This window comes from Zestosphaera sp. (genome assembly GCA_038727705.1).
Classification (GTDB): domain Archaea; phylum Thermoproteota; class Thermoprotei_A; order Sulfolobales; family NBVN01; genus Zestomicrobium.
The window spans coordinates 12,969-36,943 of sequence record JAVYVJ010000001.1 but is presented as its reverse complement, the minus strand read 5'-3'; the positions used below and the strand labels follow the sequence as shown (position 1 = coordinate 36,943).

The 23,975-nt window shown below is 57.0% G+C and carries 24 protein-coding genes and 1 tRNA gene; 13 read left to right on the top strand and 12 right to left on the bottom strand.

The window, feature by feature from the left end; all coding sequences use genetic code 11:
• The first annotated feature begins 38 nt into the window (after positions 1-38).
• Complete coding sequence (locus QW772_00220) at positions 39-1,241, top strand: pyridoxal-phosphate dependent enzyme (GenBank protein MEM0037350.1); 1,203 nt, start codon at positions 39-41, stop codon at positions 1,239-1,241.
• Between the two features lie 82 nt (positions 1,242-1,323).
• On the opposite strand, the gene QW772_00215 is transcribed toward QW772_00220, so the two are convergent.
• The 7 genes from QW772_00215 to QW772_00185 all read right to left on the bottom strand — a co-directional run bounded on the left by QW772_00215 (position 1,324) and on the right by QW772_00185 (position 5,426).
• Entirely contained in the window at positions 1,324-2,076 is a 753-nt protein-coding gene (locus QW772_00215; protein ID MEM0037349.1) for a metallophosphoesterase family protein, read from the bottom strand.
• Positions 2,077-2,217: 141 nt separating this feature from the next.
• Positions 2,218-2,727, bottom strand: a complete 510-nt coding sequence (locus QW772_00210) for a hypothetical protein (protein MEM0037348.1) — start codon at positions 2,725-2,727, stop codon at positions 2,218-2,220.
• Between the two features lie 185 nt (positions 2,728-2,912).
• Positions 2,913-2,987: transfer RNA gene (locus QW772_00205), tRNA-Arg, on the bottom strand.
• Positions 2,988-3,117: 130 nt separating this feature from the next.
• On the bottom strand, positions 3,118-3,777 hold the full coding sequence (locus QW772_00200; protein MEM0037347.1) for an ABC transporter ATP-binding protein: 660 nt from the start codon (positions 3,775-3,777) through the stop codon (positions 3,118-3,120).
• A complete protein-coding gene (locus QW772_00195; GenBank protein MEM0037346.1) occupies positions 3,771-4,523 on the bottom strand; it encodes a hypothetical protein in 753 nt (250 codons plus the stop codon). Before QW772_00195 ends, QW772_00200 begins: the two co-directional genes overlap by 7 nt.
• Positions 4,524-4,527: 4 nt before the next feature.
• A complete protein-coding gene (locus QW772_00190; protein MEM0037345.1) occupies positions 4,528-4,809 on the bottom strand; it encodes a PDGLE domain-containing protein in 282 nt (93 codons plus the stop codon).
• 2 nt (positions 4,810-4,811) lie between these two features.
• Positions 4,812-5,426, bottom strand: coding sequence for an energy-coupling factor ABC transporter permease (locus QW772_00185; GenBank protein ID MEM0037344.1), 615 nt, complete (start codon positions 5,424-5,426; stop codon positions 4,812-4,814).
• A 170-nt stretch (positions 5,427-5,596) separates the two neighbouring features.
• Between QW772_00185 and QW772_00180 the strand changes: the two genes are divergently transcribed.
• Positions 5,597-7,420, top strand: coding sequence for a D-aminoacylase (locus QW772_00180; protein MEM0037343.1), 1,824 nt, complete (start codon positions 5,597-5,599; stop codon positions 7,418-7,420).
• A 71-nt stretch (positions 7,421-7,491) separates the two neighbouring features.
• Here the strand turns inward: QW772_00180 and QW772_00175 are convergent, their stop codons facing one another.
• The 3 genes from QW772_00175 to QW772_00165 form a co-directional block, all read right to left on the bottom strand.
• Positions 7,492-8,871 (bottom strand): ATPase domain-containing protein, encoded by a 1,380-nt coding sequence (locus tag QW772_00175; protein MEM0037342.1) that lies wholly within the window; start codon positions 8,869-8,871, stop codon positions 7,492-7,494.
• 225 nt (positions 8,872-9,096) lie between these two features.
• A complete protein-coding gene (locus tag QW772_00170; GenBank protein MEM0037341.1) occupies positions 9,097-10,449 on the bottom strand; it encodes a glycerate kinase in 1,353 nt (450 codons plus the stop codon).
• Between the two features lie 190 nt (positions 10,450-10,639).
• Positions 10,640-11,905: a hypothetical protein gene (locus tag QW772_00165; GenBank protein ID MEM0037340.1), complete on the bottom strand. Its 1,266-nt coding sequence runs from the start codon at positions 11,903-11,905 to the stop codon at positions 10,640-10,642.
• Positions 11,906-12,515: 610 nt separating this feature from the next.
• Here QW772_00165 and QW772_00160 point away from each other — a divergent pair.
• Genes QW772_00160 through QW772_00140 form a run of 5 tightly spaced genes read left to right on the top strand, consistent with a single transcriptional unit; the run spans position 12,516 to position 17,949 of the window.
• Positions 12,516-14,225: an ABC transporter substrate-binding protein gene (locus QW772_00160; GenBank protein MEM0037339.1), complete on the top strand. Its 1,710-nt coding sequence runs from the start codon at positions 12,516-12,518 to the stop codon at positions 14,223-14,225.
• An 11-nt stretch (positions 14,226-14,236) separates the two neighbouring features.
• Complete coding sequence (locus tag QW772_00155) at positions 14,237-15,169, top strand: ABC transporter permease (protein ID MEM0037338.1); 933 nt, start codon at positions 14,237-14,239, stop codon at positions 15,167-15,169.
• Complete coding sequence (locus QW772_00150; GenBank protein ID MEM0037337.1) at positions 15,159-16,025, top strand: ABC transporter permease; 867 nt, start codon at positions 15,159-15,161, stop codon at positions 16,023-16,025. Before QW772_00155 ends, QW772_00150 begins: the two co-directional genes overlap by 11 nt.
• Positions 16,022-16,969: an ABC transporter ATP-binding protein gene (locus tag QW772_00145; GenBank protein ID MEM0037336.1), complete on the top strand. Its 948-nt coding sequence runs from the start codon at positions 16,022-16,024 to the stop codon at positions 16,967-16,969. Before QW772_00150 ends, QW772_00145 begins: the two co-directional genes overlap by 4 nt.
• A 14-nt stretch (positions 16,970-16,983) precedes the next feature.
• Entirely contained in the window at positions 16,984-17,949 is a 966-nt protein-coding gene (locus QW772_00140) for an ABC transporter ATP-binding protein (protein ID MEM0037335.1), read from the top strand.
• A 38-nt stretch (positions 17,950-17,987) separates the two neighbouring features.
• Here the strand turns inward: QW772_00140 and speB are convergent, their stop codons facing one another.
• A complete protein-coding gene (speB, locus tag QW772_00135; GenBank protein MEM0037334.1) occupies positions 17,988-18,887 on the bottom strand; it encodes an agmatinase in 900 nt (299 codons plus the stop codon).
• Positions 18,888-18,958: 71 nt separating this feature from the next.
• On the opposite strand from speB, the gene glyS reads away from it, so the two are divergent.
• From glyS to QW772_00105, 6 genes are all read left to right on the top strand, one after another.
• Positions 18,959-20,683, top strand: coding sequence for a glycine--tRNA ligase (gene glyS / locus QW772_00130; protein MEM0037333.1), 1,725 nt, complete (start codon positions 18,959-18,961; stop codon positions 20,681-20,683).
• Between the two features lie 168 nt (positions 20,684-20,851).
• A complete protein-coding gene (locus tag QW772_00125; GenBank protein ID MEM0037332.1) occupies positions 20,852-21,109 on the top strand; it encodes a hypothetical protein in 258 nt (85 codons plus the stop codon).
• Positions 21,109-21,531 carry a hypothetical protein gene (locus QW772_00120; protein MEM0037331.1) on the top strand — a complete coding sequence of 141 codons (423 nt, stop codon included), beginning with the start codon at positions 21,109-21,111 and terminating at the stop codon, positions 21,529-21,531. Before QW772_00125 ends, QW772_00120 begins: the two co-directional genes overlap by 1 nt.
• A 103-nt stretch (positions 21,532-21,634) precedes the next feature.
• Positions 21,635-22,327: a hypothetical protein gene (locus QW772_00115; protein ID MEM0037330.1), complete on the top strand. Its 693-nt coding sequence runs from the start codon at positions 21,635-21,637 to the stop codon at positions 22,325-22,327.
• The gene (endA, locus tag QW772_00110) at positions 22,269-22,889 is read left to right on the top strand and encodes a tRNA-intron lyase (protein ID MEM0037329.1); all 621 of its coding nucleotides are present in this window, start codon (positions 22,269-22,271) and stop codon (positions 22,887-22,889) included. The genes QW772_00115 and endA overlap by 59 nt, the downstream gene beginning before the upstream one ends.
• A gap of 34 nt (positions 22,890-22,923) precedes the next feature.
• Positions 22,924-23,373, top strand: a complete 450-nt coding sequence (locus tag QW772_00105) for a hypothetical protein (GenBank protein MEM0037328.1) — start codon at positions 22,924-22,926, stop codon at positions 23,371-23,373.
• On the opposite strand, the gene QW772_00100 is transcribed toward QW772_00105, so the two are convergent.
• Positions 23,321-23,944, bottom strand: coding sequence for a UbiX family flavin prenyltransferase (locus QW772_00100; protein MEM0037327.1), 624 nt, complete (start codon positions 23,942-23,944; stop codon positions 23,321-23,323). The genes QW772_00105 and QW772_00100 overlap by 53 nt on opposite strands.
• Between the last annotated feature and the right edge of the window lie 31 nt (positions 23,945-23,975).

Below are 23,975 nucleotides of genomic sequence, written 5' to 3'. Positions count from 1 at the left end.
TTAAAAACATTATAATAGTGTTATTAAAGGTGGTCCGCATGGGTGCGAGGCTCGTCCGACTTGATTCCATGAAGTGTAGTGAAGTGGATTTCAAGAAGTTCTTGGAGATGTCAGGGGATATCCTGAGGACGGGCGGTGTGAAGGGTGCGATCATGGTTGACTCATTGAACAACGTCGTTGAGGGCAATGCGTTATGCGATGTCCTCAGGAGGCTTGGCTGCACTTACGTGCCCGTGGTGAAGGCAGGTTCTGAGGATGTTGAGGGATCCTTGTTCACACCGTTGGAGTCCCTGGGCTTCTACGATGAGTTAAGTCCTCCGCCCGCGCGCGTCTTCATGAGTACTGAGGAGCTGCTGTACAGAAACTGGCCCACGCCACTAGTGCTCCTGAAGAGCATGTCAAACAACTCCCTCAGGGTCTGGGCTAAGCTCGAATGGTATAATCCCTTCAGTTGTAGTATTAAGGATAGGATTGCTTGGTACATGTTGAGGGAGACCCTGAGGAGATCCAGTGGCTTAAAGAAGCTCTATGAAGCCACCTCAACCAACACTGGGTTGGCATTAGCTGGTCTCTCAAACAACTACGGACTGAAGACCCGACTCTACGTACCTTCAACAGCTCAGCAGTGTGTGGATTATATATTCAGGTTGCTGGGGGCTGAGGTAATTAGGGGGAGGGCCTCTATAACCGTTGAAATGATTGAGGACGTTAGGGAGGACGCCTTGAGGAACGGAGCCCTCAACTTAAATCAGTTTGAGAATGACTTGAACTTCGAAGCCCACCTAAGGTATACCGCCAAGGAGATAGAGCTTCAGGCGAGGGAGGCCGGCTTAAGGCTGACCGCCGTGGTGAGTGGGCTTGGCACCTCAGGACATCTCTCAGGGATCTCCCACTATATGAAGAACAGATATGGAGACCGTGTGAGGATCATCGGCGCCCAGCCGACTCCAGGGTCCATAATACCTGGCATCAGGAGGATTGAGACGGGGATGAAATGGGTGCATCTGGTTAGGGTGGATAAAATATATGATGTAACCCTCGAGGATGCGTTGGAGGGGGTTATCAACGTGGCAAGAGGGGATGGGATAATGATAGGTCTCAGCGGAGGCGCCGTAGTTAGCGCAACGAGGAGAGCAATCAATGATGGGTTAATCGCCGACGGCGATGTGGTAGTCATAATACCCGACCACGGGCTAAAGTATGTGGAGATAATAGAGAAGTGTGAAGACTACATAGTCTAACGCATCAAAAACATACCTCCATAGCATCGTCTTCAGCGTCATGCGGTACGCAATATTGGACGTCTCAGGAGTGCTCTGAAGGCTAACGTGTCGTGATCCTACCATTTCTCAGAATATCCTCAATCCACGCGACGTACTTGGCCTCTAGGTTCAGCGTCCTCAGCTTTCTGACCACCTTCGTGACGTCGTACTTGACCCTGCGGACCTCCACACTCCACCCGTCTGCGTCGATCATCATGTACGAAGCTCTCGGATCCCCGTCCCTCGGCTGGCCGACGCTCCCGGGGTTCAGCACCCTTATTGAGTCCACCTTAATGTCGGTGGGGATGTGGGTGTGTCCTGTGAGGACTACGTCGGCGTTCACCGGTCTGGGCCTGAGGGCGACCTGGCTAGGGGTTAAGGCGAGCCTCAACTCCTCAGCGGTTAGGGTGGGCTTTAAATATCCGTAAAGCGGGTTCCTAGGCGACCCGTGGGCCACGTAGACCCTCAGCCCGCCCGCGGAGACCTCGCGCGTCCTGGGAGCGGTGCTCAGCCACTTGACCTGCTCCTCGCTGAGGAGTCTGCGGGAGATGTTGAGCCGCGTGTACTCACTAAGCTCGCGCATTTCGGGGGCGCACATGCAGTCGCCGTTAGTCACTACGGCGTGGTCGTGGTTCCCCATGACGATTACCTCAGGTCTTAAACCCCTGATTGAGTCGATGACTACGTGGGGCTCGGGGCCGTAGTCAACTAAGTCGCCTAGGAACCAGATGTAGTCCCACCCCCCAGCGTCCTCAAGCACTGAGTGCAACGCGTCGGCGTTGCCGTGGACGTCCGACAGCACCAAGACCTTCAAGCCACCGCACCCAGGCGTTAGTCGGTTTCACAGCCTAAAAAGCCGAACTTGTTGCCAGCGGGTTCTGCTTAGGTGCTTGCATAGCTTGAAACGCCTTTGGCATATCCTGTATGTCGCTGGACTCACTTTGAGATCGAGTCTCTAGCGGTGGCTACAGAAGTGCTTCCTACTCAGGGCGTGGACTACCCTCAGCGGCTTTGAGTCCAAGTAGTGCCAACTTAGACCTCCGGAACTGCCTCGCCTGCCAGCGTTCTGATTCCCCCTCATTAACTCAGGTGCCGGAGGCGTCGATAGATGCCCAGCGAACGTGTTCAACCTCTCTAAAAGAGCGGCAACGCTGAACCTCTCCCTCCTCCACCTCAGGAAAATCTTGACAACAGAAGCATCGACCTCAACCCCATTAACACCCTTCAGGAAGCCCAGCAACCTACTTGCGAATCTCTCGTGCTTGCCTAGAAACGCGTTAACAGCGCTTGAGAGGTCCTCCGCAAACCTCCTGAAAGAAACCCCGTATTCCGAAAGCGGGACTGCCCAGCAATCAACGAACATGTGGGGAATACTATACTCGTCTAGAAACGAGAGGATCAGGCTAGTCTTCCCAGCCCTACGAGGCCCCACGAGAGCCACAAGCCTGGCGTTCTCATATCCCATATGGAGACTTTTAAGCTCTTCATCAAACATATAAATCCCTCCTAGAAGTCTTAGGAGCTAAATCAAAGAGCAACGACTTATCACAATGACTGGTACTTATGTCAGTTAATAAGTCTGCACGACCACAGATTCATCAAACCCGGAAGCTAATAGTGAGACAGAATTGAAAGCGTTTATAAGGAATGCGGGCCCGCCGGGATTTGAACCCGGGGTCTCCGGCTCCGCAGGCCGGCGCCTTATCCTGGCTAGGCCACGGGCCCCGAATAAACATACAACCATAGATAATAAAACCTGATTACCCACGCGACCGGGTGTCTCGTATCCAGGCAGGCTACAGGCTGTAACGGACCGCACCGTTAAAACTACAGAACATGATTGACCACACTCTTCTCAAGCTTGGTAAAGCATGCCGTTCGCTAGCGTGTAGGTTTTGTCTGCGGGGAGTCTAGCTACCTCAGGGTCGTTCGTCGTTATCGCCACGGCCCTCCCCAAGCACTTTAGATCCTTCAGCGCCCTGAGTACTTCCTCCTTGCTTTCTCTTGTGAGGTAGGCTGTCGGCTCGTCTAGGAGGAGTATTTCCGGATTGTAGATCAGCACAGCGGCCAACGCGACCTTAGTCTTCTCCCCACCGCTTAGCCTGTACGGCGGTCTACTCAGTAGGTGCTCCACTCTCAACCTGCGTGCGACTTCCGCGACTCGCTCTCTAATCACCCCCTCATCGCCCTCGAGCTGTCTCAGTGCGAACGCGATTTCGTCGTACACCGTAGCGTTGAAGAACTGGTCATCAGGGTTCTGGAAGGTCACGCCGATCCTCCTCCTAGCCAGCGGTAGTTGATCATATATTGACCTCCCGTCAAGCAGGACCTCACCGGCTTCGGGCTTCAGGAGCCCCGCGGCCACGAGGATTAGGGTGGTTTTACCGGATCCGTTAGGCCCCGTTATGACCGCTAGTTCGGAATCCCGTAACTCCAGGTCAACGCCCCTGAGGACGTAGTCCTCGTTCCTGGAGTACCTGAACCACACACCCCTCAACTGAAGTCTAGCTACCAAGGCGTGACGTCCCCCGCAACATGAATGAGTGCCTCAGCAAGGGCTATGAGCAGCGCGAGCGCGTCGAGCTTCGTGATCCCCCACCGCCCGCCTTGACTTGACGCTCCGTACGCTGCGGTGAGCGTTCTGGCGTTCAAGGCCAAGAGCGTTCTCCCACCCCTCTCACTACCTCTTACGAGCAGGTCGCCGACCACCGCAGCGTACGCAGGTAGGTCCTTAAGTCCTGGCCTCCTCAGGATGCGTGCCTCCCTGCCCAACAACGCCCTGGAGGCGTCCCTCAGCAGCGTCGGGATCAACCCAACACACACAACCAAAGTTAACGCGATTCCACCTAGCCTAAGCTTGCTGAGGAAGTCAGCCAACCCCTTCCATCCAAGGACGGCCGTCATCGCCAGCAGGAAGCTCGCCGCGCTCGTGGCCCTCAGCACGTAAAGCAGGTAGAGGGGTGCGGAGCCTTCAAAAAGAATGCGCGATAGAGCTACTAGGGAGAACGCCAGTACGTACACAAGCGCTGACGCAGCCCTCCTTAAGTGCTTCCTCAAGTTGTTCGTGGCGAGCAACAAGGTGGTTGAGGCGATGAACGTGAGAAACACGACGCACCAGCTCGACGTGAATGAAGTCAAGACGATGATCGCGAGCGATGCTAACATGAAGGCGTGTGTGGCCTCACCGCCTCCCTGCATACCCACAACGTCAAGCACCTCTGAAGCCGACTCGAAGAACTTCCTGATTATCCCGGTGCTCAAGCCCTCACCCAACCCTCAGCGCCTTCCTCAGAATGTAGCATGTAAGCACGATCACCGCAGTGCCTAGAACCCCGGCAATCACGTACCCCACCGCCTTAGGGACTCCGGGGACTGCGTAATCCCTAAACGGCGTCCACTCGACCCCAGCCTCACTCAACCCGAGCTCCTCAGCCACTAAGTCCAGCGGCTCACGGTAGCTCAGCTCTTCAGCTAGGATAACCCCGAAGACAGGGCTGGCGAGGAGGAGAACCGCCAACATGATGAGCGACTTACGCGAGAGCGTCACGATCACCCCACAATCCCAGGCGACTTGAGGCGTAGGTAGCTGACCACAGAGCCCGTTATAACCCCCTCGACGAGCCCGAGAACTGCGTGCCAGAACATCATAATGTACGTCGGCAGGATTGAACCCCAAGAGACGCTCAACTCAACCCCGCACGCAAGCCCGGCGAGCGCCAAGCTAAGCCAACCAGCGACGAACCCCGCCAACCAAGCCCTCCGACCGAGCTTCATAACCGCCTTAAACGCTACGTAGCCCGCGAGGACGGCTATGACGCCCATGTTCAGCACGTTAGCGCCGATTGAAGTTATCCCGCCGTCGTGAAAAACAAAAGTCTGCACCAGGAGCACTAAGGACATGGAGAGCGTGCCCAACCAAGGACCCAGCATGATGCCCGCTAAAGCCCCGCCGACCAAGTGAAGGCTAGTGCCTCCGGGTATCGGCCACGCCAGCATCTGAGCCACGAAAATGCTGGCGCTCAGCGTCGTGAAGAGCGACATTCTCTCCCTGTCCAGCACCCCACCCCTTGAGACCGTGCGTACCGAGAGGAGCAGAACCGCCAGCACCACGGCCAGCGAAGCCCCCGCGACCGCTGGGGAGAGGTACCCGTCCGGCACGTGCATGCTAGTGCACCCTTAATATAAATTAGTGCACCCTTATAAAGCTTCAGCCACCCCAACACACTGAAGACGTAGGGCCGGTAGGTGGGGAGGGTTTTGTGTATTCACCCACCCTTAATTAGGGCGTGGTTTTATATTTGCGCCCCCGATATATATAGCCCGGGCGTTACGGCATGAACTCAATACTCATAAGCGGGTGCACGGTCGTAGACGGTTCTGGGGAACCCCCCTTCAGGGGATGCGTGGTTGTGGAGGGCGACAGAATAGCCTTCGTAGGTAGGGGGGAGGAGTGCCGCGGCCTAGATGCTGAGAGGGTTATAGACGCTGCAGGGCTCTACGCAGCACCGGGGTTTATAGATGTGCACAGCCACTTCGATGAGACGGTGCTCATGCATCCGTCGGCTGAGAGCGCACTACTCCAGGGAATAACTACGGGCGTAGGGGGTAATTGCGGGTACTCCCCAGCCCCTCTCCATGGATGGTGGCTCTGGAGCTTCTGGGATGAGGACGTCTTCCTAAAGCTCCACCCGTACAAGTACTATCCGGACTCCGTCGTCCTCCCGCTGGAGGAGGTCAAACCCCTCCTGAAGGAGGAGTTAGGCCTAGATGTTAGGTGGGGTAGCTTCCGCGAGTACGTGGAGGTACTTAAGGGCGTGGGCATAGGGGTGAACCTGGCCGTCCACGTAGGGCACAACACGGTTAGGGCGCAGGTCATGGGCAGGGACTACAGGAGGAAGGCCACCCGGGAGGAGGTCGAGGAGATGAAGAGGCTCGTTGAGGAAGCCATGGAGGCGGGGGCCATAGGACTCTCCACAGGCCTGGACTACGAGCCGGGGGCGCACGCCGACACCGACGAGATCGTCGAGCTCGCCACGGTAGTCGCCAGGTACGGGGGCGTGTACTCCACACACTGGAGGAGGACCGGGATCCGGAAGGCCTCCTCAGGAGGCCTGCCGCGGAAGATCGAGGGGGTTCAGGAAGCCGTGGAGATCGGTAGGAGGGCCGGTGTGAGGGTTGAGGTCTCACACCTACTGCCAGGTTACACAGTCTACCCAGACAACGATGAGGTTTGGAGGGTTGCCGCGCGCGAGACGGTGAAGGTGATTGAGAGGGCCCGCGAGTCCGGGCTTGACGTGGGCTTCGACGTGATCCCAACTGAGACCGGGGGTGTGTTCAAGATACGCTACCTCGCGTCACTCCTAGCCCCGTGGCTCCGCGAGGCAGGGAGCCTGGATAGGCTGGGGCATCTGCTGAAAGCCCGGGACTACAGGGAGGAGGTTAGGAAAAGCATACTTGAAGGGAAGGTGTATTCACTCAACCCACCCCTGCTGGCCGAGCAGGCCAAGTACATAATCATATTGAAGAGTGGGGTTCCAGGCATTGCGGGCCTAACCCTGGACGACGCCTCCAAAAAACTGGGTAAGGACATAATCGACTCCGTGCTGGAGATCCTGACGCAAGACCCCGCGACGGAGGTCGAGGTTACGAGGATGCTGGAGATCCACGAGGCCGCACTGGAGGAGCTCGTGAAGCACAGGCTCTCAGCAGTAGTCACGGACACGTTCCTCCTAGGCATGAAGTGGGGCATGAAGGCCCCACCACACTACCTGCCGCATCCCAACACGTACGGCTGCTTCCCGCGGTTCATCAAGAGGTTCGTCCTAGATAGGAGGCTACTGACCATAGAGGAGGCCGTCATGAAGATAACGAGCATCCAAGCCAGCAGGATGGGTCTAGAGAGGAGGGGTCTCATCAGGCCGGGCCACTACGCCGACATAGTAGTGTTCAGACTTGAAGAGCTGAACCACCCGGATGAGGGCGACCCCAGACAACCCCCAGGAGGGGTGAAGTACGTAATAGTCAACGGCGTGGTAGCGGTTGAGAACGGCAAGCTCACGGGCGCCCGCCCCGGAAGGGTTCTGCTGAGGGGGCTGGGCTTTCATAGGAGTTCGATATCCCAGCCTACCTCCACACCAGCCCCTCCCGAATCCCTTTAGGATAAGTCCTGCCCTTCAGGGTCGTGGAGGGAATCGGATGCTGTAGCCGTCCTTTAGCACGTTGTCCCTATCTATTGCTTGGACACCTTACCCTCGAGGAGTTTAGCCTTAATAGACTTGACGGCCTCTGCGAAACATTCCTCCATTTCATTCTGCGTTACTATGCAGGGCTTCCTGTTTCTCCTCGAGATGAATGCCTTGTAACCTATCTTCCCTACGTTGCCGCCTTCATGCTCGAATCTCATCACTGCATCCGCGACTCTTGATTCGAGTCTGTATGTCAGGTCGTCTGTGAACGCCCCTATGCGGGCCACGAGCTTGCCGCGGTTCCTCAGGTAGTTCATCTGGTTGTACAGGTCCTTGACGTGTTTGGCTATGTCTGTCAAATGCCTCACCAGGCACACGCTGTGGAACACTACAATGTCGGCGTCCGCGCTGTCAACCAGCTCCAGTTCCTTTGCGACTAACTGGGTCTCGTTGTAGGAGAAGGGGTTAATCCCTCTGAACACCACATACCTGTTCACTATCTCTTCAGCAGTCTTCGAATCAATGCCGTGCGCTGTGAGCGTCCTCACGATGGATTCCTTCAACACTTCTTTAGTGTATCTATAGCTTATGATCAGCACCCTCATGCCGTTCTCCACTGCTATGCTGAGGAGGAGCGTCAGCAGCTCCGGGTGGTCTGAGTCAGGCGGGTGCACGAAGTTCACCACTTGCCCTCTGTGCAGATGGTTAAGAGTCTTCCTGAGTACATCACACGTCACCCTCGCCTCCCCGCTCTCAAGCGCTACGTCCTCAAGCACGGGCGGTACCATGACCTCAATGCCCCTGCCCCCACTTATCGTGAACGGCACTTCAGCCAGCGACGCCGGCGCGCCCCTGACCTTCCTGACTTCGAGGAGCCTCACGAGGAACTCGTCCTCAATCCGATGCTTCATCACGAGAATCGCGTCGGCGACGAACTCTATCCCCCCTAACTGAACCCCCTCCTGCCCGTAGGGTACCTCCGCGATGAGTACCCCCAGACCGTTCGTCACTTGGGGCAGGTTGTAGAAGTAGTTCTGAAGCCAGGCCCTCTTAGCGGCGTCATCCCCTACGGAAGCTAGCAACGCGTTAATGGAGTCAACCACCACTATGTCGTAGCCCTCCATGCCGATGAGCTTCAGCATCTCGACTGAAGACTCCATGTCGAGCGTCACCGGGATCCTGATGAACTTGAAGAGGCCCTTAGCCTCTACACCCCTTAAGTCCAAGCCCAACCTACCCATGAACGTGAAGAGCTTCTCCTTATCCTCCTGGAAGGAGATGTAGATGCACTTATGACCCCTTAAGGCGTTGTGGTAGCAGATAGTTGAGGCTAGCGTAGTCTTACCGGAACCCGGGTGGCCGGCCACAATCATGACGTACGGAGGCACTATAAAGTTCCCGAGGAGCTTATCTAAAGCCTCAATACCTAGGATGAAAGGCTCCAGCGATATCGCCTCTAATAATAGAGTTCCATTCTGAATTTAAAAATCTTAGCCAAACGGTTCTCATTCCTTAACAATCCCTCGACCCTGGTTAAGGTAATTAAGGAAATCAGGTCAGGATGTCGACCCACCACGTACGGCCCAGCGCAGTGCCCAGCCTAACTACTAGTGCGGTTGAAACGGATTTGAGGGAACTGGGCGTTGGAATCAGCTGATTAGAGCAATGAAGAAGTCGTTGACGTTCGTCCCCGTGTAGCCTGTGAGTACTGCCAACCCTAACTTCCTGAAGAATGTGTAGCTGTCGTTGTTCCTGAGGTGGGTTAACGGATCCAGCCCTGACTCCAGGGCTTTCCCGAAGACCTTCGAGCTCGTGATGGCGCCTGCAGCGGGGCTCACGCCGTCCATCCCGTCGCTGCCGACGCATAACGCGACGGCTCCCCCCACATCCCTGATTTCGATGGTTAGGGAGAGGCACAGCTCCTGGTTCCTCCCGCCAACCCCGTCCCCCCTCACCGTGACCGTAGTCTCGCCCCCCGCTATGAGGGCTGCTGGCTTCCTGACGGGGGTGTCCAGGGCTGCGACGGACTTGATGACCCCTGCCAGCACCTTCCCAACCTCCCTCGCCTCGCCTGTCAGGTAGGGCGTCAGCAGGAGTGTGTTGTACCCCAACTCCCTCGCCTTACCCTCCATAACCCTTAATGACGCGATGTTGCTGGCGACGATCATGTTGTAGGCTCTGCGGAACAGGGGATCGTCAGGCTTGAGCGTCTCCCCAACCAGACCGCTTAAACCCCTCGCCACTAACCTCCTAACCGACTCTGGAACCTCCCCATACACCCCTCGACTCCTCATAACCTCGTACGCGTCCCTGAAGGTCGTCCGATCCGGATAGGTGGGGCCGGACGCAACGACGCTCAGGTCGTCCCCCACCACATCACTTATTATGAGGGAGGCGACCTCACCCCTAACAAACCTGAGGAGCTTACCGCCCTTAACCCGCGATAAGTGCTTCCTCACCGTGTTGAGCTCGTATATGTCGGCGCCTCTAGCCATCAGCAGCCTCGTGACCTCGGCTACATCATCGATGCTCAACCCCTCCTCAGGGACCTCGAATAGAGCTGAACCACCGCCCGAGATGAGTGTGAGGACTAAATCATCCTCACCCACGGCCGACTCCAGGTAGTTGATTAACCGCATGGAGGACTGGAGGGTTCGCTCCCCCGGCAGCGGGTGATCACCTCTCAGGACCTCCACACCGCATAACTCCCCCTCAACGACGGGATTTATGACAATACCCCCCACCACCCTACTGCCTAAAACACTGCATAGAGCCTCGAGCATCCTCGGTGAGGCCTTGCCGAAGCCAACTACGTGAACGCCTCCAGGTCTATAGGTTCTCTCACCGACTGCAACTGCTGGACCCTCGGCCCTAACGTGCCTCGCCACGGCTACGTAGGGATCCGCAGCCCTCCAGCCCTCCAGAACTACCCGGAGAGCGTCGCGCGCAAGACCCTCGCACCCAGTGACTTCAAGTCCTGCAACCTCGGGCGTGGAGAGCAAGACACCCCCTCACACTACGATATGGCGCTGAGGCATAAATACATCTGACCTCCTCCCCGTCCTAAAGGACGAGGCTTTCAAGTTATAACAACCGTAGATATCCAACACCGGCATCCGGCCAAGCCACTTGACTGTTTCCACCTAAAAAGACGTTCCTAACCGGTTTCCAGGCGGTTACTCGTCGCCCATCCTACCTGGTGGCAGGGGTTTTCCCAACCCCCTTCCTAGGGGTTGCGAGGTACGTCAGGAAGGTCGCCAGGAAGCCCAGGAGCAGGCCGTACCAGAGGCCCTCAACTACGTTGAGGTAGTAGATTGTCAGGCTGCCTAAACCCCATGAGGCGAAGGCGTAGGGGTTCCAGCCCCCGGCACCCACACCAACCCTCATCCTGGATTTGAGGTAGTAGTCCGTCCACAGCACGATGCCGGCCGGCAAGGAGACTGAAGTCAGTATGGAGAGCCACTGCGTCGCGAATGAGTGCAGCTTAACGAGCGCCAGCACCGCGGTCAGGAAGGCCGCCGTCATGACCACCTTCCTCCTGTCAGCAACCCTGCCAAGGGACTTCAGGCTTAAAGTCCATGAGAGGGACGCTGAATACAGCTGGTTGTCCGCCGACGTCCAGGCCAGGAGGAAGAGCGTTATTAGGGCGAGCGGGGCCAGCCCAAGCGCCCCGTAAGAGCCGTAGAGATCCATGCCAGTCACCGCGGCAGGGATTCCTGAAAGTATTATTATGAAGCTCCAGAACCCGAGGAAGTTCACGAACGCGGTTATGATGGAGTCCAGCGAGCTCCTGCAGAATCTCTGATAGTCGAAGGAGAGCACTATGGAGCCGTTGACGAACGTCCCCAGAACCGACCCGAAAACCACCGGAAGCACGTTCACGTCGAGCCCTCCCGGGCTGGGGGCGCCCCACCTCGACACGCTTGAGGCAACGCCGCCGGCAATCAGAATCGCTAAGAGCGGCACACCAACGTAAGCAAGCTTGACCATGTGCTTCACGCCAAGGTAGGCGGTGATCGAGAAGAACATCGTCATGGCGACTACGAGCACGTAGTACATACCCTGCTGGGCGATCCCGAGCGTGTAGGTAATTCCCTCCGCAACAACGCCTATGGAGAACGCCAACCACCCGACACACACAACACCGGCCCAGAGCGACGGCACCACAACACCGGCTGAGCCGAAGACCCTCTCAGCAGTCAACGCGTAGGTGAGCCCCTCCCTGGAAGCCATGTAACCGGAGAGGGCTGAGAAGACGCTTAAGACGAGGTTGGCCAGCAGAACACCGACAACAAACGTGGTGAACGGGAACGAGGACCCCCACCACGAAGCCAAATACGGGGCTGACGGATCTAAAGTCAGGCTGGCCCAAAGCATCACGGTAGCAATCAGGGACAACCTAGCCACGACAGGAACCGGCGATAGAGCGAATTCCCTATCCGCAACACCTGAACCCAAAACACTCACCACCCCAACACAGCATGGTGAGAGAATACTGAAGTATTAATTTATAAGCTTTTGTTAACTACTTCATACAATAACACGCAAAAGATTTAGCAGATTTTACAATGAAAAAGTAAAATTAACTAAAGCACGGCACAGTCTAAAACTCGACCATCGCAATTTAACACGCCTCCATGAAGACTTTCAAAGACACGCCAAGTTAATGTTGTATAAACATGCAAAGCAAAGCTTTTAAAGCCAGGGCTCTAATACTGTGATCAGGTGCTGAAGGGATGCGCCAGACTACTGCGGGACCCGGTGTCGTCGAATCCCCTCCACGCGGTAGTCCGACGCATCTCAGCAACGTCCTGACACTCCTAGTCGTCGTTATTATCTACTATATGTGGGCCCCTGCCTAGCAGGGGCCCACACTATATTCCATTCTTGTTGTTCATGTAAATCGCTCCGCCCTACATCATAATTCCTTTTTCCTTAAACGCTCGCCCCAGGCCACGTAAGACCTCCCGTGCGATGAGGTGTGAAGTAATGGTAGGTGGTGTGTGTGATGTGTTTGGATCGGGTTTTTGGTAAGCTTAGATTAGTTTTTAGTTTGAAGGAAAACCGCATGAGGTCGCCCTCAGACGGGGGCGGCGGTCCCAGCGTGCACCCGCTCACTAGGGCCGGGCTGAGCAAGTTGATCACCGTGGTTATAGTTGCTGTGGTGCTGGTTTCGATCGCGGGGGCCTTCACCCTACTCAACTACGCACCCACCCAAGGAGTTGGCACGTCAACCCGCCCGGCCACGACGCCGACCTCGCTCAAAACACCCACCACGACCACTCTGCCCGCGGGTTCCGTCGGAGGTGGTGGGAGGGTGTTGCGTGTTGGTATCGGGATTGACGCCGACACTCTAGACCCGGCCGGGCAAACCACCACAACCATATCCAACATAGTGAGGTTCTTCGCTGAACCGCTGTTCCTGGTGGATTCAGACGGTAGCTTGAAGCCCCTGCTCGCCGAGTCGTATGAGGTGTCCCCTGACGGCAGGAACTACACCATCAGGTTGAGGGGCGGCATTAAGTTCCATGACGGGACCCCCCTCAACGCGTCGGCAGTCAAGTACTCCCTCGAGAGGCTGCTGAACCCCAACGTAAAGGTGCCTAGCAGGGCGTACTACACGATAATAAGCAGGATAGAGGTCCTGGACGAGCTTACCGTCAGGCTCGTGCTGAAGGAGCCCTACGCCCCCTTCATAACTGTGCTGAGCTTCACTCAGGCGGCGATCATCTCGCCTAAAGCCGTTGAAGCGCTGGGGGACTCCATAACAACGTCGCCGCTCAACATAGGCACTGGACCCTTCAGGTTTAAGGAGTGGGTTAAGGGCGACAGGATAGTGCTGGTCAGGAATGAGAACTACTGGAACGGGACGCCGTACTTCAGCGAGGTAGTGTTCAAGGTGGTCCCCGACGCCCAGACCAGGACGGCGATGCTGCTGGCCGGTGACTTGGACATAATAATACAGCCCTCAGCGACGGATGTCGAGATGCTCTCCCGGAGGAGTGACGTGAGAGTCATAGCCACCGCGTCAAACAGGGTGATGTACGTAGGGATAAACACGCAGTACGGCCCCCTGAGGGACGTCAGGGTCAGGCAGGCGCTCAACTACGCGGTGGATAAGGACGCCATCGTTAAGAACGTGCTATTCGGCCTAGGGCAGGTGATGGACTCGCCCGTCCCTTCATACACGCTGGGGCACGTGACCTTAGGGCCCTACAGCTACGACCCAAGCAAGGCCAAGGAGCTGCTGAGGGAGGCCGGATACCCCAACGGATTCAGAATCACTCTGATAACGCCCACGGGGAGGTACGTGTTCGACAAGCAGGTGGCGGAAGCCATCGCGCAGTACTTGAGGGAGGTCGGCATAGAGGTCGAGGTCAGGACGTACGACTGGCCCACCTACGTATCAACTGTGTTAGCGCCCCTCAACAAGACTGAGGTCCAGCTATTCCTGCTTGGGTGGTCCCCCGGCAGCCCCGACCCGCACTTCTACCTATACCAGAGGTTCCACTCGACGCAGTTCACCCCGAACGGCTTCAACAACTTCTTCTACAACAGAAGTAGGGTGGACAAGCTGTTAGATGAGGGGGTCAGGAATCCGAACCCCGCTGTGAGGGCCGCCATATACGAGGAGGTCAACAGGCTGATTTGGGAGGACGCTCCGAACATATTCCTCTACCTCCAGTACTTCATAGTCGTCACGAGGGCCGACCTAGTTAACGTGAAGGTCTTCCCGTATGAAATGTTCGACCTGACCTACGCCAGGCTTAGCTCGTGAGGCGGGGCACCATGAACCTCCCCATATTCCTGCTCAAAAGGTTTTTCAGCATCCTAACGACCGTGCTGTGCGTGACCCTCCTTTTATTCGTGCTCCTCAGAACGATCCCCGGGGACCCCGCTAGGCTCCTGGCAGGGTTCGACGCCCCTCCCGAAGTCGTGGCTGAGATAAGGGTGAAGTACGGCCTGGATAAGACGCTTCCCGAGCAGCTCCTGAATTACATGGTGAACCTAGCACGCCTCGACCTAGGCAAGTCGATAAGGACGGACTCGTCGGTGGCGTCAGAAGTCCTCTCCAGACTCCCGAACACGCTCACACTCACGCTAACGAGCCTGAGCCTCTCCCTAGGCGTCGGAATCCCTTTAGGGGTCGTAGCGGCTGTGAGGAGGAACACGTGGATTGACTACGCGGTAACGGCCCTAGTGTCTGCAGGCATCGCAATGCCCACGTTCTGGTTCGGACTGATCCTCATGTTCGTGTTCGCAGTCAACCTCAAGCTCCTGCCGGCCGGCGGGTCCGGCACCCCTGCACACCTACTACTGCCCACCCTGACCTTAATGCTGCCCGTCATGTCGCCTATAGTCAAGACCACCAGGTTCTCCATGCTTGAGGCGCTCGGCCAGGACTTCGTCAAGGTGGCCCGGGCTAAGGGGCTGAAGCAATCGGCAGTCCTGTTTAAACACGTCCTCAGGAACGCGTTAGTGCCTGTGGCCACGGTCGCCGGACTTCAGTTGGGGGTTCTAATGCGTGGTGCAGTGATAACTGAAACCATCTTCGCTTGGCCCGGCGTGGGGAAGTTAGTCGTTGACGCGATATTCGCCAGGGACTACCCGATGGTTCAGGGAGCCATCTTCATCCTGGCGCTGATATACTCCCTGATAAACCTCGCGGTCGACATCCTCTACACAGTGATAGACCCCAGGGTGAGGGTCGGTGGTGCTTAGAAACACGCTTGAGGGCTCGCTGCAGCTGCTCAGGCTGCTGAAGAACCATAGATCAGGGCTCGCAGGCCTGACCATAGTCATCTTCTTCACGCTCATGGCGGCCCTCGCAGACTTGGTGTCCCCCTACAGCCCGATCTCAGGCAGTCTAAGCAACGCCTTAAGGCCGCCGAGCACTGAGAACCTCTTAGGGACCGACGAGCTGGGCAGGGACCTCCTCTCAAGGCTGATCCACGGATCCAGGGTGTCCTTGACGATAGCCCTCATCAGCACCTCGCTGGGCGGGGGCGTGGGAGCCCTCCTAGGCCTGCTCTCAGGATACTTCGGCGGCGCGATAGACTACGCGGTAATGAGGGTCACCGACGCACTGCTCTCAATCCCGTCAGTACTTATAGCCATAGCTTTAGTTGCGCTCTGGGGGCCCAGCCTCCAAAACATAGTGCTCGCGATATCGGTGGGGCTCATACCCTCCTACGTCAGGCTGGTCAGGGGCGTCGTACTCCAGGTTAGGAACTACGAGTTCGTGCTGGCCGCCAGACTCCTCGGGATCAACCCCCTCAAGATAATCTTCAGGCACGTGCTGCCCAACATATCCTACGTCGTCGTCTCGCAGTACACCCTGGACCTAGGGTCCTCAATACTGTTCGCGGCCGGCCTGGGCTTCCTGGGGATCGGCGTCCAGCCACCAACCCCTGAGTGGGGTTCGATGATAGGCTCCGGGAAGACGTACATGGTCAGAGCCCCGCACGTAATCATATTTCCAGGCATATTCCTCTTCATGCTCGTAGCGGGTTTCAACCTCCTTGGCAACGCGTTAAGGGACGTGCTGGACCCACGCAGCAGGGTGAGGTACGCATGACGCTCCTCAAAGTGAGGAATCTGCACGCGTCCTACACGCTCGGCAGGTCTAGGATCAAGGTCCTCAACGACGTCACGTTTGAGGTGGGGGAGTCGGAGAGGGTGGCGGTGGTGGGTGAGAGCGGCTCAGGCAAGTCGACGCTGGCGCTCATCATGGCCAGGCTCAACGACGACAACCTAATCGTCGAGGGTGGTGAGGTCAGGTACCGCGGCCTCAACATCCTCGACCTGAATGAGGGGGAGCTCGCGAGGCTCAGGGGGCGGGAGATCGGGGTTGTGCTGCAGAACCCGTCCACGTCGCTTAACCCGCTCTACCCCGTCGGCGAGCAGATCGCTGAGGCTTTAAGGGCCCACGGCTACAGCAGGGGGGAGGCCTTCGAGGAGGCCGTGAGGCTGCTGGAACGGGTTGGGATCCCGGAGGCCGAGAGGAGGTACAGAAGCTACCCACACCAGCTCAGCGGCGGCATGAAGCAGAGGGTCGCGGTGGCTATTGCGGTAGCGCTGAGGCCTAAACTCCTGATAGCCGACGAGCCGACTTCAGCTCTCGACGTCTCGATCCAAGCGCAGATATTGGACCTACTTAAGGAGCTGAGCACGGAGCACAGAACCGCCTTAATACTGATAACGCACGACATCGGCGTGGCGTACGACATATCCGAGAAGGTCTTGGTAATGTACGGCGGCATGGTCGCCGAGTTCGGCAGCTCTGAGGGCGTGCTTAGGGAGCCACTACATCCGTACACCAAGTACTTGATGAACTCCCTCACCAACGGGCTTAAGGAAGGGCTGGGCCGGCCGGCCAACAACGCACGCAACGGGTTTAAAGACGCTGGAGCATGCCCATTCAGCGTTAAATGCGAGCACGCCTCCGAGGGGGTGTGCAGCGGCGAGATGCCGAGACAGCGTTTAGTCGGAGGGAGGCTGGTTGCGTGCAACCTCTACTAGGTGGTGGGCAGCGTATGAGTGACGGCCACACACTACTGAAGGCCGTGGACCTGAGGAAGCACTACAGAATTGCCTCCGGATTCCGGAGAAACCTGTTGTTAAGGGCTGTGGACGGGGTCAGCATGAGCGTCGACAACGACGAGATCGTCGGGCTACTCGGTGAGAGCGGCTCCGGGAAGACAACTCTGGGGAGGCTCCTGACGGGGGTTGAGGCGCCTGACGCAGGCAAGGTATTCATCGAAGGCGAGGAGCTGGCCAGGTACTTGAGGAGCAATAGGGTTAGGGTTCAGATGATCTTCCAGAACCCGGACACCTCGCTGAATCCTAGAATGCGTGTCAGGGACATACTGATTGAGGCGTTGCGGGCGGGGGGGCGTGACCATCACCACCCCGACACCTTGGTCGCCGAGCTTCTTGAAGACGTTGGGTTAGGCAGGGACTGCGCCGACTACTACCCACACCAGCTCAGCGGCGGCATGAAGCAGAGGGTGGCAATAGCCAGAGCGCTCTCAGTAAGGCCTAAGTTCGTAGTGGCTGACGAGATGGTCTCCGCTTTAGACGCGACCGTCAAGAATAACATCCTCAACCTAGTGAAGAGGCTTCAGAGACAGTACGGCTTCTCAATGCTCTTCATAAGCCACGACCTGCCTGCGGCCGTGCGCGTCAGCGACAGAGTCCTCGTTATGTACCTTGGCAGGGTGGTTGAGGAGGCCAGGTCTGAAGAGCTTGTCGAGAGCCCGGCACACCCGTACACGCAGTACCTGCTCTCATCACTGCCCTCACTATATCTTAAGATCCTCGGCAGGAGCGGTGACGCGCGGGTCAGGTTCTCCGGCGAGCCGCCGAGCCCGTTAAGCATTCCGAAGGGGTGCAGGCTCCACACCAGATGCCCTTACGTCAAGGAGGTGTGCAGGAGGGACGAACCCCCTGAGGTGAGGGTGAGCGCCACCCACAAAGTGTTCTGCCACCTGCGCAGCTGACGCATCAGACCTGACCCACGCCTGAGGCGGCTCAGCAGTCATTTACCCATCACCGTAAGTTTCGTGAAGAGCTCTATGAGTATCTTCGACGCTAGAAACGATGTGACGTTCCCCGTGTCCACCAGGGGATTCACCTCCACCACGTCGAACGCCGCAAGCCTCTCGTCCGCCACGCGGGTCAGCAAATCCATGACGAACGTCGGCTGGAGGCCCTCAGGCTCGGGCGTCGCCACACCCGGTGCGTAGGCGGGATCCATCACGTCCGCGTCAAGCGAGATGTAGAAATTACTGCAGGCGCTCAGGAAATCACCCACCCTGCCGCTGACCTCCCTCAAGGTCATTCTCATCAACTCGTATGCGTTGAGCATGTTGAGCCTGGCCTCCCTGGCCTCCCTGAGCTCCTTAGCGTCGACCGCCCTGAAACCAACCACCATCACGTTGCCAGCCCCCACGAGCTCGCTGACCCTTCTCGTCACGCAGGCGTGGCTGTACCTGAAGCCCAGGTAGTCAGCCCTGAAGTCTAGATGCGCGTCGAGCATTAGCACGCATGGAGCCCTCCCTAAAGACTTAACCAAGCCGTCGACGATGCCGTACGTTACCGTGTGATCACCCCCCACGAACCCTGCCTTCCTGGACTTGAGGAGCTCCTCAGACACCGCCGAGATGTTCTTCAGGGTGGCTTCAGCGCTGCCGTGAACCACCGCGATATCGCCCTCATCAACCGGGGGGTTCTCCTCCAAAGCAAACCCGCTCCTGAAGGAGTATGTCTCCAGCGACTGGGACGCCAGCCTTACGGTGAGCGGTGCCAACCTGGAGCCGCTCCTGAAGCTGTTGGTCGAGTCGAAGGGTACTCCCACGAAGCTGAGTTTAGTCCTCCCCCTATTCCCATTGATGCCCAGGAAGACGTGTGGGTTAGCAACTAAGTACAGCTCAAGCATCACGCACCACTCTATGATGATGGCCCGCAGGGCTTTATAAAAATCAGAGAAGTATTTCTGTGGGTGTTGAGATGGGCTCAGACAGCGGCGACAAGTACGACAAGATAGTCGACCTGGCTGCACGTAGGGGGTTCTTCTGGCCTTCGTACGAGATCTACGGAGGGCTTGCTGGGTTCTACGATTTGGGACCCCTCGGAGCCCTGCTTAAGGAGAGTATAAGGAACGTGTGGCTTGAGTACTTCGTCCTAAGACACCAGGACATGGTTGTCCTGGTCGAGACCCCCGTCATAGCGCCTGAGATAGTCTTCAAGGCGTCGGGGCATCTCGACAGCTTTACAGACCCTGTGGTTGCGTGTAGCGGGTGCGGTAAAATCTACAGAGCCGATCACCTCCTGCAGGAGGTCCTGGGTCTAAGGACTGAGGGGATGGGCCCGGGCGAGCTGAACTCCCTCATTAAGGATAGGGGTGTTAGGTGCCCTTCCTGCGGCAGTGAGTTAGGTGAGGTCAGGACCTTCAACCTCCTCTTCCAGACTAACGTCGGGCCTTACAGACACGGGACTGCGTACCTAAGGCCTGAGGCAGCTCAAGGCATGTTCACCTCGTTCAAAAGGGTCTTCACCTCCATGAGGTATTCACTGCCCCTCGGCATAGCTCAGGTCGGGAGGGTCGCCAGGAACGAGATATCCCCTAGGCAGGGCATGGTTAGGCTGAGGGAGTTCACCATAATGGAGGTCGAGTTCCTCTTCGACCCTGAGGAGCCGGGGGAGCCCGACTTCAGCAGGTTCCAGGAGAGGCTCAGGATACTCACCGCTGAGTCTAGGAGGAGGGGGGTTGAGGAGGTAATCTCGGTGAGGCCTGAGGAGGCGGTGGCCGAGGGCATAATCCTCAACCCGTGGCTCGCGTACTGGATGACGGTCGCGCAGGCCTTCACCAAGGAGTTAGGCATCGGCGGGGATGAAGTCCTCTTCGAGGAGAAACTGCCTGAGGAGAGAGCCCATTACTCAAGACAGACGTTCGATCAGCTGGTCTCCATATCTAGGTGGGGGTGGGTCGAGATCTCCGGCCACGCCTACAGAACGAATTACGACCTCGCCAGGCACATGCAGTACTCGGGTGAGGACATGACTGTCTACAGGGAGTTGAGGGAGCCTAGGGAGGTCTTAACGAAGAAGGTGGTGGTTGATGAGGCCCTCCTGAAGGAGGCCTTCGGAGGCGACGCCGCCAAGGTCTCCAGAGCCCTGGAGAGCCTGGAAGTCGGTGAGGTGGAGGGGATGATTAGGAGGGGGGAGGTGGTGGTCGGGGGGTTCAGGGTTCCCGTCAACGCAGTCAGAATCGAGGAAGTGAGGGAGGTCGTGAGGGGGCGTAGGTTCGTGCCGCACGTCGTCGAGCCGTCCTTCGGGGCTGAGAGGCTCGTGCTGGTTGCTCTGGATAAGGCATACTCTGAAGACGGGGGCAGGGTCTACCTTAGACTACCGCCCAGGATAGCTCCCTACAAGCTGGCGGTGTTCCCCCTGATGGCTAAGGAGCAGCTGAGGGCCCTGGCGAGGAAGATATATGAGGAGGCCGTGAAGGCGGGGTTGACAGCCCTCTACGACGAGGACGGCAGCATAGGTAGGAGGTATGCTAGAGTGGATGAGATAGGGGTGCCCTTCGCCGTGACTGTGGACTATCAGTCGCTGAGCGACGGTACTGTGACGATCAGGTTCAGGGACACCAGGGAGCAGGTCAGGCTCAAGGCGGATGAGGTCGTTGCCTGGGCGGTCGCCAAGATCTATGCAACGCGGGTGCTTCCCTAACACTTAGCTAACGGTCACTACATAGCGGCTTTATATTATCTTAAGACACCTATTACTTTTTGGTGGTACCAACTGAGCGATGAGGGCGGTTCGCAACAAACTCAGAAGAGGGACGTCAGGCAGCTGGTCGCCATAATACCTCCAGCCAGCGAGGTCCTGGGTAAGGGGGTGAAGAGGGTTCTGGAGAGGAGGGTCAGGGTAAGGCTTGGGGACGACGTCCCTGAAGGGGTTCTCCAGATCGCCCGCAGACTGGCCGACGAGCTAGGTATTAAGGACAGTGTCCAGCTCTCGGTCTCCGGCAGGAAGTTGATTCTTAAGGCCCTGACGTCTGAGGAGCTCCCGGAGAATGAGGTTCGGGCCAACGAGGATTTCATGAGGAGGAACGGGGTGGCCGATAACTCCATGGCCACCGTGAGGTCGGCCTGATGGAGGGCCCACTGATCCTGAGGAAGCTTGAGGACAGCACCCTCAAGAGGGATAGGGAGCTAGCCAGGCTGAGGGAGTTGGCTGAAGGCCTCCTCAATCGGAGGGTCTCCTACGACGTGGTTAAGGACTACATCGCTAAAGTCAGCAGGACCAGGAGTGGTTTGAAGCGCAGCATAGAGTCGTGCAGCTCGCCGGGCATGGGTAAAGAGTTCGTCGAACCCATTCAGACCCTGATAACGTTCGCGCTGATGGTGTCGATAGGTGATGAGGAGGAGGTGTTAAACGACATCAAGGACTACCTGCTGAGGGAGGGGATGAGTGAGGAGGTGGCGTTCATAGACGGTGAGCTAACGAAGCTCAGGGAGTTAAGCGCGGTGGCGTCTAAAGCGCTGAAGAGCCTTAGCCAGGAGCCCGGCACGTGAAGGCATCACCAGTTCTGAAGGACACGCCCTGCATGAGGGGACGCTGCATTAAGTATTTAATGCTATATACAGTATATTTTAAGTAGAGTGATCGGTGGTCATTTTGGCCGAGGAGAGTATAAGGATCGATGAGGTGCCTGGACGTGGGGAGAGGGAAAGCCTGGCTGAGTCAGCGATCACCGAACAGCTCATAGCTCTGATGAGGAGGTCTGCAGACCTATACAGGGAGTTGCAGACCCTCCTGAAGGAGCTGGACGACCTCAATAAAGTCGGCATCGAGAAGATGCACGGCAGGGTCCACCTAATTAAGGACGAGGTCGAGGAGGGGGCTATGAACCTATTCGACTACGTGGTCAGGGTCTCGCCCGCGTTAGCTATGGAGAACATCTACATAGATATAATTCAAAGCGTCGTCAGGCTGGCGGAGCACGGTGAGGCGGCGGCCAACAGGTGCCTGCTCCTAGTCACTAAGGGATTCGACAAAATGCCTGACAGCATGTACGTGTACCTCGACTCGACGATAAGGAAGATCCTGGAGATGATAGCTATAGTGGTGGACATGCTGGGTAAGCTGAACAACCTCAAAGCGGTTAAGGAGCTCTTCCAGAGGGAGGTAGGCTTGGAGAACAGCGTGGACGAGATCTACAGGGAGCTAGGGCTCGAGATAATAAAGAACTACTCAAGCGATGTGGGGGCTCTACTCCTCCTTAAGGAACTGACGGACAAACTCGAGGACTCTGCGGACATACTTAAGAGGGTGGGGACGAATCTCAGGCTCATCTCACTCCACAGATAGGGTTCTCAGGAGTTGTGGCAGCGGCGATGCCTACTTAATAGGTTCTAAGGCCATAGTGTTCAACGTAGATCTGGCCAGATGCATTTTCAGCACGAGCTTCATCGGGAAGCCTGTAGGGGTTAAGAAGCCTAAGGACGTTGAGGAGGTCGACAAGCCCCTCGAGCTCTCCCTCATCGAGGCCTACTACCTGGCGGAGAAGGGGGTTCTGAGGGTGTTCAGAGGCTCTGAGGAGCTGAGCCTCGAGGACTTCAGGGCGATGTGTCGGGAGCACATACCCGAGTTCGACGATCTCTACAGGACCTTCAGGGAGTTAAAGGATTCAGGATTCATCATAAGGTCTGCACTCAAGTACGGCACCGACTTCGCCCTCTACAGGAGGAAACCCGGGCTAGAGCACGCACCGTACCTAGTTAAGGTGCTTAAATACGGGCAGGTCATAGAGCCTGGCGACTTAATCAGTTGGGGGAGGCTCTCACACAGCGTGAGGAAGGAGCTGATACTAGCGATGACCTACCAGTCGGGCATGATAACCTATATAGCTTTAAAATGGTTTAAACCATAGATACTATAGGGTCGGCGTCAACCGGTGAACCTGTTTGAGCTATCCTGACAAGCATCGCACGCCTTACGACGAGAGACGCGGGTGGTCTAGAAGGCATGAGAGATTGGAGAAGCCCTACGAGGACGAGGAGCAGAAGTTGAGGGGTGAGCTGAAGCCGCTGCCGCTCGGCGATAAGTGTAACATGCTGTGCCCCTTCTTCAGATGCTCTAAGAACGCCTTAGTGATAGTCAATAAGGTGGTGAAGGGGCACATGCAGAAAGTGGCCATGTGCAGGTGGATAGGCGATTCATGCCTGGGCTACAGGTGTCAGTTCGCGTTCTGCGATAGGAAGGCCCTCCTGCCTGACGGTAAATGCGCGTTCGCCGTGAAGTTCAGGGAGGCCGACAGGGAGTTCATAAAGGAGCTCGATGAAGCTAAGATAGACGATAAGGTCAGGACTCTTCTGGCCCGTAGAAGCGGGCGCAAAGACTCGTTCCTCGAGTAGCTTTAGACCCACCCCACCTCCTGTAGAGCTTATTATCTATATTGAGAACGTCCAAGACCTTGCCCACCATGAAGTCTATTAGATCCTCAATCGTTTGCGGCTCTGAGTAGAATGCCGGGGAGGCAGGCATTATGACGCCGCCGCTTAGCGACACCTTAAGCATGTTAAGTATGTCGAGCGTGGACAGCGGCGTCTCACGCAGGACTAGGATTGTGGGGCGCCTCAGCCTGAGCGAGTTAAGCGTTGCCCTGCTGATTAAGGTCGACTGGATGGAGTTAGCGACTTCACCCAAGGTCTTAAGGCTGCAGGGCATGATCACGGCACCCTCAACCACAAAGGATGACGAGGCCACAGGGGCTGTGAAGTCGTACTCGCCGTAGACAAACTTAGCGAGCCTGCCCAACAGCCTCATCAACCCGTCCTCACTTAAACACTCACTAGCTGACACGATCTTAGCCTCCTCACTCAACACGACGTGGACCTCATGACCTAGGTTACTCAGCACCTCCACAAGCCTCAAGCCGTAGACAACGCCGCTACTGCCAGTTATGCCCACAACGAACCTACCCACTCAAACCCACCCCGAAACGCCATCATATTAG

Coding starts and splice junctions, on each gene's coding strand:
- QW772_00120 (MEM0037331.1), top strand. CDS start 21,109: ATGGAGGGCCCACTGATCCTGAGGAAGCTTGAGGACAGCACCCTCAAG.
- QW772_00210 (MEM0037348.1), bottom strand. CDS start 2,727: ATGGGATATGAGAACGCCAGGCTTGTGGCTCTCGTGGGGCCTCGTAGG.
- speB (MEM0037334.1), bottom strand. CDS start 18,887: ATGCTTGAGCTGTACTTAGTTGCTAACCCACACGTCTTCCTGGGCATC.
- QW772_00155 (MEM0037338.1), top strand. CDS start 14,237: ATGAACCTCCCCATATTCCTGCTCAAAAGGTTTTTCAGCATCCTAACG.
- QW772_00140 (MEM0037335.1), top strand. CDS start 16,984: ATGAGTGACGGCCACACACTACTGAAGGCCGTGGACCTGAGGAAGCAC.
- QW772_00220 (MEM0037350.1), top strand. CDS start 39: ATGGGTGCGAGGCTCGTCCGACTTGATTCCATGAAGTGTAGTGAAGTG.
- glyS (MEM0037333.1), top strand. CDS start 18,959: ATGGGCTCAGACAGCGGCGACAAGTACGACAAGATAGTCGACCTGGCT.
- QW772_00180 (MEM0037343.1), top strand. CDS start 5,597: ATGAACTCAATACTCATAAGCGGGTGCACGGTCGTAGACGGTTCTGGG.
- QW772_00160 (MEM0037339.1), top strand. CDS start 12,516: ATGAGGTCGCCCTCAGACGGGGGCGGCGGTCCCAGCGTGCACCCGCTC.
- QW772_00145 (MEM0037336.1), top strand. CDS start 16,022: ATGACGCTCCTCAAAGTGAGGAATCTGCACGCGTCCTACACGCTCGGC.
- QW772_00185 (MEM0037344.1), bottom strand. CDS start 5,426: ATGCACGTGCCGGACGGGTACCTCTCCCCAGCGGTCGCGGGGGCTTCG.